This is a genomic window from Streptomyces sp. DSM 106670 (assembly GCF_055792845.1).
The window spans coordinates 1,593,366-1,610,830 of the sequence record NZ_CM147704.1 but is presented as its reverse complement, the minus strand read 5'-3'; the positions used below and the strand labels follow the sequence as shown (position 1 = coordinate 1,610,830).

Sequence of the window (17,465 nt, the reverse complement as noted above, 5' to 3'; positions counted from 1 at the left end):
CCGGGCGGGCCCCGCCCGGTGTGTTGCAAGACCGACACAAAAACGGACCGAGCCTGCTGCCGCCCGGGGTGGAATGCGTAGGGTGCGGGGAAACCGCACACGGATGGTTGCGGGGCAATGCCGAGAGGGGACAGCGCGTGACGGTCAATATGACCAAGGGTCAGGCCATCAGCCTGCAGAAGAGCGACGGGGGGACCCTGACCGCGGTACGGATGGGGCTCGGCTGGCAGGCGGCTCCGCGCCGCGGCCTGTTCGGCTCGCGCACCCGCGAGGTCGACCTGGACGCCTCGGCGGTGCTCTTCGCCGACAAGCAGCCGGTCGACGTCGTGTTCTTCCGCCACCTCGTCAGCGACGACGGCTCGGTCAAGCACACCGGTGACAACCTGGTCGGCGGCGCGGGCTCCGGCGGCGACGACGAGGCGATCCTCGTCGACCTCCAGCGCGTGCCGGTCCACATCGACCAGATCGTCTTCACGGTGAACTCCTTCACCGGGCAGACGTTCCAGGAGGTCCAGAACGCCTTCTGCCGCATCGTCGACGAGACCAACGGCCAGGAGCTCGCCCGGTACACGCTCGACGGCGGCGGCCAGTACACCGCCCAGATCATGGCGAAGGTGCACCGCGTGGGCAACGGATGGCAGATGACGGCCCTCGGGAACCCGGCCAACGGCCGCACCTTCCAGGACCTGATGCCGTCGATCCTCCCGCACCTGTAGGACCCGGACCGGTCGGCGACGACCGGCACCGAAACGGGCGGGAGCAGCTCCCGGCGGCACCGGCCGCCGGGAGCTGCCCCACGCACGGCACAACACGAACGCGACAGTACGAACGCACACGGCACCGACGCGTACGGCACGAACGCGGCATCGCACGGCACCGCGCCCACGGGCGCGCGGGCCATCGTCGAGGGGGACAGGGCAATGACGGCCGAACTGGTCCGGGGGCAGAACCACACCTTGCCCCAGACCCGTCTGGAGATCCGGGTATCGGCGGGCACGCCCGTCGTGGCCGGAGCCACCCTCGGCGACGAACGGGGCACGGTGCGCGGCGTCGAGTGGATCGCCCACCCCGGCTCGCCCCAGCTCCCCGGCCTGGAGGTCTCCCAGCAGGCGGCGGCCGACCACCGGCTCGCCGTCGACCTGGAGGCCCTGCCCGACGGCGTCCACCGGGTCACCGTGCTGCTCGCGCTCCCCGTCGGAGTCGGCGGCCCGACCCGGTTCGGCGCCGTCCCCGCCCCCTTCGTCGCCGTCACCGGTCTCGACGGCGCGGAGATCGCCACCTTCACGCTGACCGGCCTGGACGCCGAGTCCGCCGTCAGCGCCCTGGAGCTCTACCGCCGCCAGGACACCTGGAAGGTCCGTGCCGTCGGCCAGGGGTACGCCGGCGGGCTCGCCGAGATGCTCGCCGACCAGGGGGTGGCCGAGGCCGCCGGGCTGGCCGGATCCATCCAGGAGGCCGTCACCCGGAGCCTGGCCCGCTCGGTGGCCCCGCCACCGCCCCGGACCCCGGGAGGCGACCGCGTACGGCACCCGACGGGCGCCGCCGACCACCGCCCGCCCACGCCGCCCCCGGCCCCGGAGCCCCCCGAGCCGCTGACCGACCCGGCCACCACCGGACCGGCGCAGAGCGCCCCGCCGCACCCCGCCCCGGGACCGGCCGCCGGGCCCTCCGGCGGCGGCCCCATCAACTACGCGCACCCGGGGCGGCAGCACGCCGCGCCTCCGACGCCGCCGCCCACCGCGCCCCCGGCCCAGCCCGGACAGCCCGCGCAGCCGGTCGCGGGCGACGCCACCGGCTGGTCGATGGACGAGCGCCTCTACAACCAGATCTGGGGCATGTTCGAGGACCTGGCCCGCGCCGTCGCCGCCTACCGCAGCGCCGTCGACTTCGCCGAGTCCCGGATGGACCAGGAGCTCGACCGGGCCCTGTCCGACCCGCGCAACCGGATCGGCGGCGCGGGCGACCGCGCCCGCGAGACGGCCCGCGCCAAGCGCGACGAGCTGACCTCCCGGGCCCGGGAGGCCCTCGACCGCGATCTGGCCCAGCTGGCCGCCGAGTCGGCCGTCGTCGAACCCGCGCTGCCGGCCGCGTACGCCGGGTGGGGCAACCCCGTCTGGCACGCCCACCGCATCCCCATGGAGATACCGATGGCCCTGCGCATCGGCGACCTCCATCTACCCGAGCGCACCGACCTGCGCATCCCGCTGCTCGTCCGGCTGCCGCTGGAGCGCGGGATCTGGGTGGACAGCGGCCGGGCGGCGTCCGAGGCGGCCGCCCTGATCGACACGGACCGGCTGCGCCGGCTGGCCATGGAGACCGCGGTCGCCCACGCGGCGCGGCTGCTCGCGGTGTATCCGCCCGGGGAGTTCGCGGTGCACGTCATCGACTCGGCGGGCTCGGCGGCCGGTCCGCTCGCGCCGCTGGTCGAGGCGGGCGTCCTCGCCGGACCGCCCGCCGCCGGACCCGGGGGAGTGGCCTCGGTCCTCGCCCACCTCACCCGGCGGGTGGACCTGGTGCAGATGGCGGTGCGGGCCGGGGCGGCCGACTCGCTGCCGCCCGACCTGGACACCGGAGAACAGCTCCTGGTGGTCAACGACTTCCCGCACGGCTTCGACGACCGGGCCGTCACCCAGCTCCGCTATCTCGCCGACGAGGGCCCCTCGGTCGGGGTGCACCTCCTGATGGTCGCGGACCGGGAGGAGGCCAGTGCGTACGGGCCGGTCCTCGACCCGCTGTGGCGTTCGCTGCTGCGGATCACGCCGGTCGCCGACAGTCATCTCGCCGACCCCTGGGTCGGGCACGCCTGGACGTACGAGCCGTTGACGATCCCGCCGGGCAGCCGTGTCCTGGAGCAGGTCCTCGCGGCGGTGGCCGCCGCCCGCCGAGCCGCCGGCCGTTCCTAGCAAACTGCCCTGACCTGCGGTTTTGACGAGTCCTTTACTCTTCTCTTTACCTTTTCTTGGTGATTCCTGTACTGTTCCGGGCACGGAGGGGAGTACTCCTTACGCGACGTCCCGTCAATACGGACCGTTCTTCGGTCCCGGGGCGCCGGTCCAGGCGCGCACACCGCGCGCAGGGATGGAAGAGACCTCCGGCAGCGACGACGCTGATCCAGTTGCCGTAGCGAACTGCCGGAGGCGCAGTGGACGTTTCATGGACCGTTTGGGCCCTGACCATCTTTGGTCTGTCGGCCCTGATCGCCGTCGACTTCTTCATCGGGCGCAAGCCCCATGACGTGTCGACCAAGGAAGCCGGAATCTGGACGATCGTCTGGATCGCGCTGGCCGTCCTCTTCGGAGTCGGCCTCATGGTCTTCGGCGAGAGCCAGGCCTCCGGCGAGTTCTTCGCGGGATTCATCACCGAGAAGTCGCTGAGCGTCGACAATCTCTTCGTCTTCGTCCTGATCATGGCGAAGTTCTCGGTGCCCTCACACCTCCAGCAGCGCGTGCTGCTGATCGGTGTGCTCATCGCCCTGGTGCTCCGGGCGATCTTCATCGCCGCCGGCGCCGCCGTGATCGCGAACTTCTCGTGGGTGTTCTACATCTTCGGCGCGTTCCTGATCTACACCGCCTGGAAGCTCATCCAGGAGGCCCGGGCCGACGAGGACGAGGACGACTGGGAGGAGAACCGCCTCCTCAAGAAGATCGAGCACCGCTTCGGCGTCGCCGACCAGTACCACGGCACGAAGCTCTTCATCCGGAAGAACGGCAAGCGCATCCTGACCCCGCTGATGGTGGTCATGCTCGCCATCGGTATGACGGACGTGCTGTTCGCGCTGGACTCCATCCCGGCGATCTTCGGCCTGACCCAGGACCCGTACATCGTCTTCACGGCCAACGCGTTCGCGCTGATGGGTCTGCGCCAGCTGTACTTCCTCATCGGCGGTCTGCTGAAGAAGCTGGTCCACCTCAGCTACGGCCTGTCGGTGATCCTCGGCTTCATCGGCGTCAAGCTGGTGCTGCACGCCATGCACGAGTCCGGGGTGAACACGCCCGAGATCTCCATCCCCTTCTCGCTCAGCGTCATCGGCGGCGTCCTGGTGATCACCACGATCACCAGCCTCATCGCCAGCAAGAAGCAGGTGGCGGCCGAGGCGGAGGAGGCCGCGAAGGCCGCGAAGGCGGAGACCGCCGGCCCGGCCGACGAGGAGAGCAAGAGCATCAGCGGCTGACCCGGGGTTGCCCGGAGCGGCACAGGGACACCACGGCGGCGGCCGGGGCGGAAACGGCGAAGGCCGTCCACCCCGGCCGCTTGCGCGTGATCCAGGAACCGCGGCGGGCTACCAGCCGCGGGCGCGCCACTCCGGCAACTGGGGCCGCTCGGCGCCGAGCGTCGTGTCGTGCCCGTGGCCCGGATAGACCCACGTCTCGTCGGGCAGCCGGTCGAACAGCTTCGTCTCGACGTCGTGCAGGAGGCTCGCGAAGGCCTCGGGGTCCTCATGCGTGTTCCCGACCCCGCCGGGGAAGAGGCAGTCCCCGGTGAACAGATGCGGGGCGCCGTGCGGGTCGTCGTAGACCAGCGCGATGGAGCCCGGGGTGTGACCGGTCAGATGGCGGGCGGTCAGCTCGACCCGGCCGACGGTGACGGTGCCGCCGTCCTCGACCAGGACATCGGTCGGGACCGGGATGCCCTCGGCGTCGTAGCGGCCCGCGTACGTCCGGGCGCCGGTCGCCCCGACCACCTCGGCCAGCGCCTGCCAGTGGTCCCCGTGCCGGTGGGTGGTGACGACGGACGCGATGCCGTCGTCACCGATCAGCGCGAGCAGGGTCTCCGGCTCGGCGGCGGCGTCGATCAGCAGCTGCTCGCCGGTCGCCCGGCAGCGCAGCAGATAGGCGTTGTTGTTCATCCCGCCGACGGCGACCTTCGAGATCATCAGATCCGTCAATTCGTGCACGCTCGCCGGTCCGCCGACCTTCACCGCTCCGCTGTACGTCATACGGCTCAGCCTATAGCGGGGGCAGGGCGGGCAGCGGGCCTCCGGCCACCGTCAGGGCGGAGCCGTCCCGGCGGCCGCAGAGCCAGCCCATCAGCTCGACGGCGGTCCCCTGCACCGTCACCAGGGCGCTCGGCGGTCCGCCGCCCGTGCTCCAGGTGCGGCCGTCCTGATCGGTCAGCGCGGTCGCGGGCACGTCCTGGTTGCCCGAGAAGCGGTCCGTCAGGAACGCGATCTCCCGCGACACGAACTCCGCGGGCAGGTCCTCCAGCTCGTAGCCGATGCCGAGGTCGACGTGGTGGATCTCCACCTCGATCAGCCGCCGGAAGGGCACCCGGGCCGCGGAGTCCGTCACGCCGTTGCGCAGGGTGACCGTACGGGACCAGTCGGCCGGTTCGGCGGCGACCGCCAGGAAGCCGTCCGCGCTCTCCCGCAGGTCGGCCAGCTGCTCGTCCGCCGGGCGGGGGGCGCCGTCGGCGATGTCGGCGTCCCGGGTTTCGCTGCTCGCGTACATCGGGAGGCCCCGGAGAACATTTCCGAGCGCGTCGGCGTTACGTGACAGGTGGGCCAGAACATGGCCCCGACTCCATCCGGGCAACCGTGACGCCCCGGCGACCGAGGCGTTGTCCAGTTTGCCGACTGCGTCGAGCAGCCGTTCGGTCGCCCCGCGTACAGCTCCCAGGTCGTGCGCATGATCAATCATGCGACCGAGCCTAGCTCCGCCACTCATTCGGGTGAAGGAGTCGAAGGCCGGCCGTAAATCGAATGTGCGTGCTATACGCTCGGAATCGAAAGCTTCCTACACCGCTGTGGCGCCCCCCATACCCTGGGAGAGGGGCTCAGTTCCCCCAGCTTCTCTCTAGAAAGGTGCGGACCGGCGTGGCCGACCGTCTCATCGTCCGTGGCGCGCGCGAGCACAACCTGAAGAACGTCTCGCTCGACCTGCCCCGCGACTCCCTCATCGTCTTCACCGGGCTCTCCGGGTCGGGCAAGTCGTCCCTCGCGTTCGACACGATCTTCGCGGAGGGCCAGCGCCGCTACGTGGAGTCGCTCTCCTCGTACGCCCGGCAGTTCCTCGGCCAGATGGACAAGCCGGACGTCGATTTCATCGAAGGCCTCTCCCCGGCGGTCTCCATCGACCAGAAGTCGACCTCGCGCAACCCGCGCTCGACGGTCGGCACCATCACCGAGGTCTACGACTACCTCCGGCTGCTCTTCGCCCGGATCGGCAAGCCGCACTGCCCCGAGTGCCACCGCCCCATCTCCCGCCAGTCCCCGCAGGCCATCGTCGACAAGGTCCTCGGCCTGCCCGAGGGCAGCCGCTTCCAGGTCCTCTCGCCGCTGGTGCGCGAGCGCAAGGGCGAGTTCGTCGACCTCTTCGCCGACCTCCAGACCAAGGGCTACAGCCGCGCCCGGGTCGACGGCGAGACCATCCAGCTCGCCGAGCCGCCCACGCTCAAGAAGCAGGAGAAGCACACCATCGAGGTGGTCGTCGACCGCCTCACCGTCAAGGACAGCGCCAAGCGCCGGCTGACCGACTCGGTCGAGACCGCGCTCGGCCTCTCCGGCGGCATGGTCGTGCTCGACTTCGTCGACCTCCCCGAGGACGACCCCGAGCGCGAGCGGATGTATTCCGAACACCTCTACTGCCCGTACGACGACCTCTCCTTCGAGGAGCTGGAGCCGCGCTCCTTCTCCTTCAACTCGCCCTTCGGCGCCTGCCCCGACTGCACCGGCATCGGCACCCGCATGGAGGTCGACCCGGAGCTGATCGTCCCGGACGAGGAGAAGTCCCTCGACGAGGGCGCCATCCACCCCTGGTCCCACGGCCACACCAAGGAATACTTCGGCCGCCTGATCGGCGCGCTCTCCGAAGCCCTCGGCTTCCGTACGGACATCCCCTGGGCCGGGCTGCCGCAGCGGGCCAAGAAGGCCCTGCTCTTCGGCCACAAGATCCAGACCGAGGTCCGCTACCGCAACCGCTACGGGCGCGAGCGCGCCTACACCACCCCCGCCTTCGAGGGCGCGGTGCAGTTCGTCAAGCGGCGGCACACCGAGGCCGAGAGCGACTCCAGCCGGGAGCGCTTCGAGGGCTACATGCGCGAGGTGCCCTGCCCGACCTGTGAGGGCACCCGGCTCAAGCCGATCGTCCTCGCGGTGACGGTGATGGAGAAGTCCATCGCCGAGGTCGCCGCCATGTCGATCAGCGAGTGCGCCGAGTTCCTGGGCCGCCTCAAGCTGAACGCCCGCGACAAGAAGATCGCCGAGCGGGTGCTCAAGGAGGTCAACGAGCGGCTGAAGTTCCTCGTCGACGTCGGCCTGGACTATCTGTCGCTGAACCGCGCGGCCGGCACCCTGTCCGGCGGCGAGGCCCAGCGCATCCGGCTCGCCACCCAGATCGGCTCCGGCCTGGTCGGCGTGCTGTACGTCCTGGACGAGCCGTCCATCGGCCTGCACCAGCGCGACAACCACCGGCTGATCGAGACCCTGGTCCGGCTCCGCGACATGGGCAACACGCTCATCGTCGTCGAGCACGACGAGGACACCATCAAGGTCGCCGACTGGGTCGTCGACATCGGCCCCGGCGCCGGCGAGCACGGCGGCAAGGTCGTCCACTCCGGCTCGCTCAAGGAACTGCTGGCCAACAAGGAGTCGATCACCGGCCAGTATCTGGCGGGCAAGCGGTCCATCCCGACCCCGGACATCCGCCGCCCGGTCGACCCGGCCCGCAGCCTCACCGTGCACGGAGCCCGGGAGAACAACCTCCAGGACATCGACGTCTCCTTCCCGCTCGGCGTCCTCACCGCCGTCACCGGTGTCTCCGGGTCCGGGAAGTCGACCCTGGTCAACGACATCCTCTACACCCACCTGGCCCGCGAGCTGAACGGCGCCAAGTCGGTCCCCGGCCGCCACACCCGGGTCGACGGCGACGACCTCGTCGACAAGGTCGTGCACGTCGACCAGTCGCCGATCGGCCGGACGCCCCGGTCCAACCCGGCGACGTACACCGGAGTCTTCGACCACGTCCGCAGGCTCTTCGCCGAGACGATGGAGGCGAAGGTGCGCGGCTATCTGCCGGGCCGCTTCTCCTTCAACGTCAAGGGCGGCCGCTGCGAGAACTGCTCCGGCGACGGCACCATCAAGATCGAGATGAACTTCCTGCCGGATGTCTACGTCCCGTGCGAGGTCTGCCACGGAGCGCGCTACAACCGGGAGACCCTGGAGGTCCACTACAAGGGCAAGTCCATCGCCGAGGTGCTGGACATGCCGATCGAGGAGGGCCTGGAGTTCTTCGAGGCCGTCCCGACGATCGCCCGCCACCTCCGTACGCTCAACGAGGTCGGCCTCGGCTATGTGCGGCTGGGCCAGTCCGCGCCGACCCTCTCCGGCGGTGAGGCCCAGCGCGTCAAGCTGGCGAGCGAGCTCCAGAAGCGCTCCACCGGCCGCACGGTCTACGTCCTGGACGAGCCGACCACCGGTCTGCACTTCGAGGACATCAGCAAGCTGATCACCGTGCTCTCCGGGCTGGTGGACAAGGGCAACACCGTGATCGTCATCGAGCACAACCTCGATGTCATCAAGACCGCCGACTGGGTCGTCGACATGGGCCCCGAGGGCGGCAACGGCGGTGGCCTGGTGGTCGCCGAGGGAACGCCGGAGCAGGTCGCCTCGGTGCCCGCCAGCCACACCGGGAAGTTCCTCCAGTCCATCCTGGACGCGGACCGGATCAGCGAGGCGGCGGTGCCCTCCGGACGCGGGACGGCCCGCAAGGCGGCCGCCCGCAAGACCGCCCCGGCGAAGAAGGCGGCCGCCGCGGCCAAGAAGGCCACGACGGCCAAGGCGAACGCCACGGGCGCCAAGGCCGGTACGGCCAAGGCGGCCACCGGCAAGAAGGCCGCCGCGAAGAAGACCACCCGCGCTCGCAAGGCCTGAGCGAAGGAGCGACGACGGCGGCCCCTGCAGGACGAAGGGGGCCGCCGTCGCGCGTCGGCGGGAGGCGGTCCGGCCCGGTCCGGCCCGGTCGCAGGGGATCCGGTCCCCGCCGGTATCGTCGGTTCTGTCACCGGCACGCGGGGCCGCCGTCGCCGCCCCGCCCGTCCGGCGACCCGATCCACCCTGGGATCCGCCGTGATCCACCCCGAACAACGACCCGTGGAGTCCGCATGCCCGGTCTGCCCGCCGCCCGCCGTACCGTGCTGAAGGGTGCCGCGCTCGCCGGTGCCGCAGGGCTGGGAGCGGCCGCCTGCTCCACCGATTCCAAGCTCGGCCACGCCAAGAACCCCACGCCCACCGCACCCGTCGACCTCGGCGCCGCCTCCGAGGTGCCCGTCGGCGGAGCCAAGCTCTACCGCGAGCAGCGCCTGGTCGTCGTCTGCCCGGCGAAGGGCGAGTACAAGGCGTTCTCCGCCCAGTGCACCCACGGCGGCTGCGTCCTGGACAAGGTCGAGGGCACCGAGGGCCACTGCCCCTGCCACGGCAGCCGCTTCGACATGACCACCGGCCAGCCGGTGAAGGGCCCGGCCACCGTGCCGCTGCCCGCCGTCCCGGTCACCGCCGAGGGCGGAAAGCTCGTCGCGGGCCCCGACGCCTGACGGGCCGCGACGCCCGGGACCCGCGCGCCGGGGCGCTCACTCCCAGTCCCAGTCGATCCCGATCAGGCCCGGCCGTACGCCCTCCTCCACCAGGTGCACGGTCCGGTGCCGGCCGGTCAGCGTGAGGTCACCGCGGGCCCCGCGCACCGCCCCCGCCGACGCCTGGGCGAACCGGCGGCACCGCACCGGGAGCGCCCCCTCGTCGAAGCCGACCTGGAGCACGTACTGGCCGCCCCCGAAGGTGAAGCCGCGCACATACTCACCGCTGGCCCCACCCGTACCGTCGTCGAAGCCGTAGCCGAAGAGATACGTCTCGCCGGACCGCAGCCGGGTGTCGAAGAGCAGCTCCGCCACCAGCACCCCCGCCTCCCGGTCCCAGCGGACCCGGCCCGTCCGGCAGTTCTCCAGGGACCGCACCGCGATCCGCGACGGATCGCAGCCGGGGTCGCCCCGGTGCACCGCGAGATAGCGGTCGACGCCGTCCCGGTGCGCGCGCACCACATGCCGCGACGTGCGGCCCGCCAGCTCGCGCCGCGCCCCGATCCGTACCCGCTCCTGGTGCCCCACGGTGTGCAGCCCGCCGTCCACGGGTGACTCCATCGCCGCGAGCAGCCGCTCCACCGAGCCCGACGCCTCCATCAGCGAGCGGTACGAACGGGTCGCCGGACGGTCGCCCTCCGCCGGGGCGTCGCCGTCCCGCAGCAGCCGGAGCAGCGAGTCGTCCGGCAGCGCGAGGACCTCCTCCAGCGCCCGCACCGCCCGCAGCGACTCGGCCCGCCGGGGGCGGCGCACCCCCTGCTGCCAGTAGCTGAGACTGGTCACCCCGAGTTTGACGCCCCGGTGCGCCAGATGGTGCTGCACCCGCTGGAGCGGCAGCCCGCGTACGGACAGGGCGGTGCGCAACGCCAGATGGAACGGTCCGGTCCGCAGTACCTGCGCCAGCTCGGTCTCGGTCTGCCGCATGGCGGGCCTCCGGTGAACGTTCACGTGGGGAGTGGCGACACCGCCCCCGGGGGATGCGGGGGAGCAGGTGACGGGGGCGGGGCCGTTCACACGGACGCCGTGCCGTTCACACCGTGATGTCACCTCGCATTGAAGCGTGTTGACCTGCTCCGGACAACGCCGGATGCTCATCGTCAGCGTCCGGACGCGCTCCTCCGATCCCCACCCCCCCGCCTTGGGAGGAACGCCATGCGCAACCGAAGAGTCAGGCCCGGAAGGTTCTCGTTCACCGCCCTTCTGGCCGCCCTCCTGCTCGCCGTCCCCGCGGGCACCGCCACCGCGGCCCAGTCGCCGGCCGGGGCCGGCTCCACCGTCGCCGCCGCCCAGCGGCTCGACATCACCATGCAGGCACAGCAGCAGACCAACTGGTGCTGGGCCGCCGCGGGCAACACCATCGCCTCCTGGTTCGGCCGCACCTACTCCCAGAACCAGTTCTGCAACGCCTCCTTCAACCGCAGCCAGAACACCCAGTGCCCCAACTGGCAGGCCACGCTCGGCAATGCCCAGACCGGTCTGTCCTGGGCCGGGATCAGCCCCGGCAGTTACGTCACCGGCTGGCTGCGCTACCCGACCGTGCAGGCCGAGATATCCGCCCGGCGCCCCATCGAGACCCGTATCCAATGGTCGTCCGGCGGCGGCCACATGCATGTCGTCTACGGGTACGACGACGCCAACAGCTGGGTCTACTGGGGCGATCCATGGCCCTCCAGCAACCGCTACAACTGGGCCTCGCACGCCTGGTACGTCAACAACAACGAGTTCTCCTGGACCCACTCGCTCTACCGGATCGGGGCGTGAGGACATGAACTCCACCACCCGTCGCACCGACACCGCCCGGCGCACCAGCACCACCGCCCGGCGCATCGCCGTCGCCACCGCCCTCACCGGCGCCGTCCTGTTCACCGCCGCCGCCCCCGCCCTCGCCGACGACGGCCCGGCGGCCGCGCCGAAGCTCACCGCGGCCACCCTCGAAGCGGCTCACGAGGCCGCGACCGAGCCGGCGACGCTGGACACCCTGTCCCGGTTCTTCGCCCGGGAGTCCGCGGTGAGCAGGGCGAAGGCGGCCCCCCGGATCACGGGGAAGGCGGTTCCCGTCCGTACGCTCTCCGCCGCGTTCGTCGCCGGAAAGCCCGGGGCCGCCCCCAGCACCCTGGACTACCTGGCCACCACCGCCGTCTCCTCCGACGGACAGAAGGCCTCCCTGTGGACCGTCCCGGCCGGAGCCGACAGCGGCGGCGACTGGCAGGTGGTGAACATCGCCACCGGCGACGACGAGGCCCGCTACACCGCCCAGGGGGCCCGCGCCCTGCCCGGCGGCACCGTGTTCCGCGAACCGCAGATCGACGCCTGGTACGTCCACGACGGCTCCCGGGTCCTCCCGCTCGACGAGGACGCCACGACCGCCGTCGGAGCGAAGGGCACCACGCTCGACGCCTACCGGACCCGGGTCCAGAAGGCCTACGGCGACAAGCTGCCCGGCTCCGGATACGCCCGCTCCGGCAAGGCGGGCGGCTACGGCCCCGAGGCGGCCGGCGGACCGGCACCCGCACCCGCCCCCGGCCCGGTCCAGGGCCCGGCCGCCGGTCGGGCCCCGGACACCGCCGCCGGCCCCGCGCTCGCCGGAGCGGCGTCCGGATCGCCGGACACGGCCCTGACCGCCGTCTCCACCACCGCCGGAGCCGGGGCGCTGCTCGCCCTGGCGCTGTGCGGGGCGGTCGCCGTACGCCGCCGGAGCCGTACCGGACGATCCCCGGCCGCGGACGCCTGAGCGGCGGCTCGACCGGACCCGCGGACCCGCGCTCCGGGGTGCGAACACCCCACGGCACCCCGGAGCGCGGCACCACCCCCGGCACCACCCGAGGACGACGCACTGTCACCGCCCGCAAGTAGGGTGTGAGACATGGCAGACCCCTCCAGCTACCGCCCCAAGCCGGGACAGATCCCCGACTCCCCGGGGGTCTACAAATTCCGCGACGAGCACCGCCGGGTGATCTACGTCGGGAAGGCCAGAACCTGCGCCAGCGCGTGGCCAACTACTTCCAGGACCTGGCGAACCTCCATCCGCGGACGCGCACGATGGTCACCACCGCCGCCTCCGTCGAATGGACGGTCGTCTCCACCGAGGTCGAGGCGCTCCAGCTGGAGTACTCCTGGATCAAGGAGTTCGACCCCCGGTTCAACGTCAAGTACCGCGACGACAAGAGCTATCCGTATCTCGCGGTCACGCTCAACGAGGAGTTCCCCCGCGTCCAGGTCATGCGCGGCGCCAAGAAGAAGGGCGTGCGCTACTTCGGTCCGTACGGCCACGCCTGGGCGATCCGCGAGACCGTCGACCTGATGCTCCGCGTCTTCCCCGTCCGCACCTGCTCCGCCGGGGTGTTCAAGAACGCCGCGCGCACCGGCCGCCCCTGCCTGCTGGGCTACATCGGCAAGTGCTCGGCCCCCTGCGTCGGCCGGGTCACCCCCGAGGAACACCGCGAGCTGGCCGAGGACTTCTGCGACTTCATGGCCGGGCGCACCGGCACCTACATCCGCCGCCTGGAGAAGGACATGATGCAGGCGGCCGAGGAGATGGAGTACGAGCGGGCCGCCCGCCTCCGCGACGACGCCGAGGCCCTCAAGCGGGCCATGGAGAAGAGCGCCGTCGTCCTGGCCGACGCCACCGACGCCGACCTGATCGCCGTCGCCGAGGACGAGCTGGAGGCCGCCCTCCAGATCTTCCACGTACGCGGCGGCCGGGTGCGCGGCCAGCGCGGCTGGGTCACCGACAAGGTCGAGGCGGTCGACACCTCCGGCCTCGTCGAGCACGCCCTCCAGCAGCTGTACGGGGAGGAGCGCGGCGACGCCGTCCCCAAGGAGGTCCTGGTCCCCGCCCTGCCCGAGGACACCGAAGCGGTCTCCCAGTGGCTCGCCGAGCGCCGGGGCTCCCAGGTCAGCCTGCGCATCCCGCAGCGCGGCGACAAGAAGGACCTCATGGTCACCGTCCAGCGCAACGCCCAGCAGGCGCTCGGGCTGCACAAGACCAAGCGCGCCTCCGACCTGACCACCCGCTCCCGCGCCCTGGAGGAGATCGCCGAGGCGCTCGGCCTGGACACCGCCCCGCTGCGCATCGAGTGCTACGACATCTCCCACCTCCAGGGCGACGACGTGGTGGCCTCCATGGTGGTCTTCGAGGACGGCCTCGCCCGCAAGAGCGAGTACCGCCGCTTCCAGATCAAGGGCTTCGAGGGCCAGGACGACGTCCGCTCGATGCACGAGGTGATCGGCCGCCGCTTCAAGCGCTACCTCCAGGACAAGGAGCGCACGGGGGAGTGGGAGGAGCAACCGGCGGACGCCCCGGCCGCCGGGCCCGCCGCCACCGGCCCCGTCCCCGCCGTCGCCCCGGCCGCCGAGGACGGCGAGCCCCGGGAGGACGACGGCCGGCCCAAGCGGTTCGCCTACCCGCCGCAGCTCGTCGTCGTCGACGGCGGACAGCCGCAGGTCGCCGCCGCCCGGCGCGCCCTGGACGAGCTGGGCATCGACGACATCGCCGTCTGCGGACTCGCCAAGCGCCTCGAAGAGGTCTGGCTCCCCGGTGACGACGACCCCGTGGTCCTGCCCCGCTCCAGCGAGGGCCTCTACCTCCTCCAGCGCGTCCGGGACGAGGCCCACCGCTTCGCCATCACCTACCAGCGCGCCAAACGCGCCAAGCGCATCCGCTCCAGCCCCCTCGACGACGTCCCCGGCCTCGGCGAGACCCGGAAGCAGGCGCTGATCAAGCATTTCGGCTCGGTGAAGAAGCTCCGGCAGGCGACAATCGACGAGATCTGCGAGGTTCCCGGGATAGGGCGAAGGACGGCGGAATCGGTGGCCGTGGCCCTCGCCTCGACCGCTCCCGCGGCGCCTGCCGTGAACACGGCCACAGGAGAGATCATTGAAGAGGACGACGGGGGCAGCTCATGACCGAGAACAGCCACGAGACCGCACAGAACACCGCAGACCGAGCAGACGGAGCAGCAGACGTGAGTACGAACACCCCGAACGAGACGGGTGAGGCGGCCATCCCCGAGCTGGTGATCATCTCCGGGATGTCGGGCGCCGGCCGCAGCACCGCCGCCAAGTGTCTGGAGGACCTCGGCTGGTTCGTCGTCGACAACCTGCCGCCCGCGCTGATCCCCACCATGGTGGAGCTCGGCGCCCGCTCGCAGGGCAACGTGGCCCGGATCGCGGTCGTCGTCGACGTGCGCGGCCGGCGCTTCTTCGACAACCTCCGCGAATCCCTCGCCGACCTGGAGGCCAAGCACGTCACCCGGCGGATCGTCTTCCTGGAGTCCTCCGACGACGCCCTCGTGCGCCGCTTCGAGTCCGTCCGCCGCCCGCACCCCCTCCAGGGCGACGGGCGCATCGTCGACGGCATCGCCGCCGAGCGCGACCTGCTGCGCGAGCTGCGCGGCGACGCCGACCTGGTCATCGACACCTCCAGCCTCAACGTGCACGAGCTGCGGGCCAAGATGGACGCCCAGTTCGCGGGCGAGTCGGAGCCGGAGCTGCGGGCCACGGTGATGTCCTTCGGCTACAAGTACGGCCTGCCGGTCGACGCCGACCTGGTCGTCGACTGCCGCTTCCTGCCCAACCCGCACTGGGTCCCCGAGCTGCGCCCCTTCACCGGCGTCAACCCGGAGGTCTCCGACTATGTCTTCGACCAGCCGGGCGCCAAGGAATTCCTCAACCAGTACACCGAACTGCTCCAGCTGATCGCCGCCGGCTACCGCCGCGAGGGCAAGCGCTACGTCACCATCGCGGTGGGCTGCACCGGCGGCAAGCACCGTTCCGTCGCCATGTCGGAGAAGCTCTCGGCCCGCCTCGCCGCCGAAGGCGTCGAGACCGTCCTCGTGCACCGGGACATGGGGCGAGAGTGACCGGACGCAATCTGCGGATGCGGCGCCTGAGCCGCGCCACCTCGGCGCTCTCGGGCCGCAAGCGCGGTGCCCAGCCCAAGGTCGTCGCGCTCGGCGGCGGTATGGGTCTCTCGGCGTCCCTGGCGGCGCTGCGCCGGATCACCGGCGACCTCACGGCCGTGGTCACCGTCGCCGACGACGGCGGCTCCAGCGGCCGGCTGCGCGAGGAGCTGGGCGTACTGCCCCCCGGCGACCTGCGCAAGGCGCTCGCCGCGCTGTGCGGCGACGATGACTGGGGCCGCACCTGGTCCCGGGTCATCCAGCACCGCTTCGAGTCCAAGGGCGACCTCCACGAACACGCGGTCGGCAATCTGCTGATCGTGGCCCTGTGGGAACAGCTCGGCGACCCTGTCCAGGCGCTCGACCTGGTCGGCAAGCTGCTCGGCGCGCACGGGCGGGTGCTGCCGATGTCGGCCGTCCCGCTGGAGCTCCAGGCGCTGGTCAAGGGCCACGACCCCGACCTGCCCGACGCGATCGTCACCGTGCGCGGCCAGGCCACCGTGGCGCTCACGCCCGGCGAGGTGCAGTCCGTGCACGTGGTCCCGCCCGACCCGCCGGCCGTCCCGGAGGCCGTGGAAGCGGTCCTGGACGCCGACTGGGTGGTGCTCGGTCCCGGCTCCTGGTTCTCCTCCGTGATCCCGCACCTGCTCGTGCCGGAACTGCTCGACGCGCTGGTCACCACGAAGGCCCGCAAGGTCCTCTCGCTGAACCTCGCGCCCCAGCCCGGTGAAACAGAAGGCTTCTCACCGCAGCGTCATTTGGAGGTTTTGGGACGACACGCCCCTAAACTCGCCTTGGACGTGGTGCTGGCCGATGAGGCCGCCGTGCCCGACCGTGAGTCCCTCGCCGATGCCGCAGAACGGCTCGGAGCCGCGGTCGAGCTGGCGCCGGTGGCATCGCCCGACGGCGTTCCGGTCCATGATCAGGAGCTGTTGGCCGCCGCGTACGACCGTATTTTTCGGATGCATGGAAGGATCGGCCCATGGCGATGACGCCAGCGGTGAAGAACGAAATCTCTCATCTTCCCGTCACCCGGACCTGCTGCAGGAAAGCAGAGGTCTCGGCGATTCTTCGGTTCGCGGGCGGGCTGCACCTGGTGAGCGGCCGGATTGTGATCGAGGCGGAGCTGGACACCGGCAACGCCGCCCGCCGCCTCAAGCGCGACATCCTGGAGATCTTCGGGCACAGCTCGGAGCTGATCGTGATGGCCCCCGGCGGGCTGCGGCGCGGCTCGCGCTATGTCGTGCGGGTGGTGGCGGGCGGCGACCAGCTGGCCCGCCAGACCGGTCTGGTGGACGGCCGCGGCCGTCCGATCCGGGGGCTGCCCCCGCAGGTGGTCTCGGGGGCCACCTGCGACGCCGAGGCCGCCTGGCGCGGAGCCTTCCTCGCCCACGGTTCGCTCACCGAGCCCGGCCGCTCCTCCTCGCTGGAGGTCACCTGCCCGGGCCCCGAGGCGGCCCTCGCGCTGGTCGGCGCGGCCCGCCGGCTCTCCATCGCCGCCAAGGCCCGCGAGGTGCGCGGCGTGGACCGGGTGGTGGTCCGCGACGGCGACGCGATCGGCGCCCTGCTGACCCGGCTCGGCGCGCACGACGCGGTGCTCGCCTGGGAGGAGCGGCGGATGCGGCGCGAGGTCCGCGCCACGGCCAACCGGCTCGCCAACTTCGACGACGCGAACCTGCGCCGCTCGGCCCGCGCGGCGGTCGCCGCCGGGGCCCGGGTCGGGCGGGCGCTGGAGATCCTCGGCGAGGAGGTCCCCGAGCACCTCGCCGCCGCCGGACGGCTGCGCATGGAGCACAAGCAGGCATCGCTGGAGGAGCTGGGCGCGCTCGCCGACCCGCCGCTGACCAAGGACGCGGTGGCCGGCCGGATCCGCCGGCTGCTGGCGATGGCCGACAAGCGGGCCCAGGATCTGGGCATCCCCGGCACCGAGTCGACGCTCAGCGACGAGCTCGCCGACGGCCTGGTCGGCTGACCTGCCGACTCGGCGGCGAGTGCGGGACG

General features: G+C 71.8%; 13 protein-coding genes and 1 pseudogene. 11 read left to right on the top strand and 3 right to left on the bottom strand.

All coding sequences use genetic code 11. The features are described 5' to 3' along the window. Positions 1-137 precede the first annotated feature (137 nt). The 3 genes from ACSMXR_RS07025 to ACSMXR_RS07015 all read left to right on the top strand — a co-directional run bounded on the left by ACSMXR_RS07025 (position 138) and on the right by ACSMXR_RS07015 (position 4,171). On the top strand, positions 138-716 hold the full coding sequence (locus ACSMXR_RS07025) for a TerD family protein (protein ID WP_030079532.1): 579 nt from the start codon (positions 138-140) through the stop codon (positions 714-716). A 204-nt stretch (positions 717-920) separates the two neighbouring features. Beyond that, positions 921-2,903, top strand: coding sequence for a TerD family protein (locus ACSMXR_RS07020; RefSeq protein ID WP_473171440.1), 1,983 nt, complete (start codon positions 921-923; stop codon positions 2,901-2,903). Between the two features lie 239 nt (positions 2,904-3,142). Further along, a complete protein-coding gene (locus ACSMXR_RS07015; protein WP_137233810.1) occupies positions 3,143-4,171 on the top strand; it encodes a TerC family protein in 1,029 nt (342 codons plus the stop codon). A 108-nt stretch (positions 4,172-4,279) separates the two neighbouring features. Here ACSMXR_RS07015 and ACSMXR_RS07010 read toward each other — a convergent pair whose 3' ends face one another. Continuing rightward, entirely contained in the window at positions 4,280-4,936 is a 657-nt protein-coding gene (locus tag ACSMXR_RS07010; protein WP_381907866.1) for an MBL fold metallo-hydrolase, read from the bottom strand. A 10-nt stretch (positions 4,937-4,946) separates the two neighbouring features. Continuing rightward, a complete protein-coding gene (locus ACSMXR_RS07005) occupies positions 4,947-5,636 on the bottom strand; it encodes a maleylpyruvate isomerase family mycothiol-dependent enzyme (protein ID WP_137233812.1) in 690 nt (229 codons plus the stop codon). 176 nt (positions 5,637-5,812) lie between these two features. On the opposite strand from ACSMXR_RS07005, the gene uvrA reads away from it, so the two are divergent. Continuing rightward, positions 5,813-8,866, top strand: coding sequence for an excinuclease ABC subunit UvrA (gene uvrA, locus ACSMXR_RS07000; protein ID WP_473171439.1), 3,054 nt, complete (start codon positions 5,813-5,815; stop codon positions 8,864-8,866). A gap of 230 nt (positions 8,867-9,096) precedes the next feature. Then, positions 9,097-9,525, top strand: coding sequence for a Rieske (2Fe-2S) protein (locus ACSMXR_RS06995; RefSeq protein ID WP_030079520.1), 429 nt, complete (start codon positions 9,097-9,099; stop codon positions 9,523-9,525). A 36-nt stretch (positions 9,526-9,561) separates the two neighbouring features. Here ACSMXR_RS06995 and ACSMXR_RS06990 read toward each other — a convergent pair whose 3' ends face one another. Beyond that, entirely contained in the window at positions 9,562-10,488 is a 927-nt protein-coding gene (locus ACSMXR_RS06990) for a hypothetical protein (protein ID WP_137233814.1), read from the bottom strand. Between the two features lie 228 nt (positions 10,489-10,716). Between ACSMXR_RS06990 and ACSMXR_RS06985 the strand changes: the two genes are divergently transcribed. The 6 genes and pseudogenes from ACSMXR_RS06985 (at position 10,717) to whiA (ending at position 17,436) form a co-directional block, all read left to right on the top strand. Then, entirely contained in the window at positions 10,717-11,325 is a 609-nt protein-coding gene (locus tag ACSMXR_RS06985) for a papain-like cysteine protease family protein (protein WP_137233815.1), read from the top strand. 4 nt (positions 11,326-11,329) lie between these two features. Beyond that, a complete protein-coding gene (locus ACSMXR_RS06980; RefSeq protein ID WP_473171438.1) occupies positions 11,330-12,295 on the top strand; it encodes a hypothetical protein in 966 nt (321 codons plus the stop codon). Positions 12,296-12,427: 132 nt separating this feature from the next. After that, positions 12,428-14,469: pseudogene (gene uvrC, locus ACSMXR_RS06975) on the top strand (excinuclease ABC subunit UvrC). Then, the gene (gene rapZ / locus ACSMXR_RS06970; RefSeq protein ID WP_030627508.1) at positions 14,466-15,425 is read left to right on the top strand and encodes an RNase adapter RapZ; all 960 of its coding nucleotides are present in this window, start codon (positions 14,466-14,468) and stop codon (positions 15,423-15,425) included. Before uvrC ends, rapZ begins: the two are co-directional and overlap by 4 nt. Continuing rightward, the gene (locus tag ACSMXR_RS06965; protein WP_137233818.1) at positions 15,422-16,456 is read left to right on the top strand and encodes a gluconeogenesis factor YvcK family protein; all 1,035 of its coding nucleotides are present in this window, start codon (positions 15,422-15,424) and stop codon (positions 16,454-16,456) included. Before rapZ ends, ACSMXR_RS06965 begins: the two co-directional genes overlap by 4 nt. Then, complete coding sequence (gene whiA / locus ACSMXR_RS06960; RefSeq protein WP_030078784.1) at positions 16,447-17,436, top strand: DNA-binding protein WhiA; 990 nt, start codon at positions 16,447-16,449, stop codon at positions 17,434-17,436. Before ACSMXR_RS06965 ends, whiA begins: the two co-directional genes overlap by 10 nt. Positions 17,437-17,465: the final 29 nt, after the last annotated feature.

Bases quoted from the DNA above. Each gene is read 5' to 3' on its own strand.
- ACSMXR_RS07020 (WP_473171440.1), top strand. From the start codon at position 921: ATGACGGCCGAACTGGTCCGGGGGCAGAACCACACCTTGCCCCAGACC.
- ACSMXR_RS07010 (WP_381907866.1), bottom strand. From the start codon at position 4,936: ATGACGTACAGCGGAGCGGTGAAGGTCGGCGGACCGGCGAGCGTGCAC.
- ACSMXR_RS07005 (WP_137233812.1), bottom strand. From the start codon at position 5,636: ATGATTGATCATGCGCACGACCTGGGAGCTGTACGCGGGGCGACCGAA.
- ACSMXR_RS06995 (WP_030079520.1), top strand. From the start codon at position 9,097: ATGCCCGGTCTGCCCGCCGCCCGCCGTACCGTGCTGAAGGGTGCCGCG.
- ACSMXR_RS06990 (WP_137233814.1), bottom strand. From the start codon at position 10,488: ATGCGGCAGACCGAGACCGAGCTGGCGCAGGTACTGCGGACCGGACCG.
- ACSMXR_RS06985 (WP_137233815.1), top strand. From the start codon at position 10,717: ATGCGCAACCGAAGAGTCAGGCCCGGAAGGTTCTCGTTCACCGCCCTT.
- ACSMXR_RS06980 (WP_473171438.1), top strand. From the start codon at position 11,330: ATGAACTCCACCACCCGTCGCACCGACACCGCCCGGCGCACCAGCACC.
- rapZ (WP_030627508.1), top strand. From the start codon at position 14,466: ATGACCGAGAACAGCCACGAGACCGCACAGAACACCGCAGACCGAGCA.
- whiA (WP_030078784.1), top strand. From the start codon at position 16,447: ATGGCGATGACGCCAGCGGTGAAGAACGAAATCTCTCATCTTCCCGTC.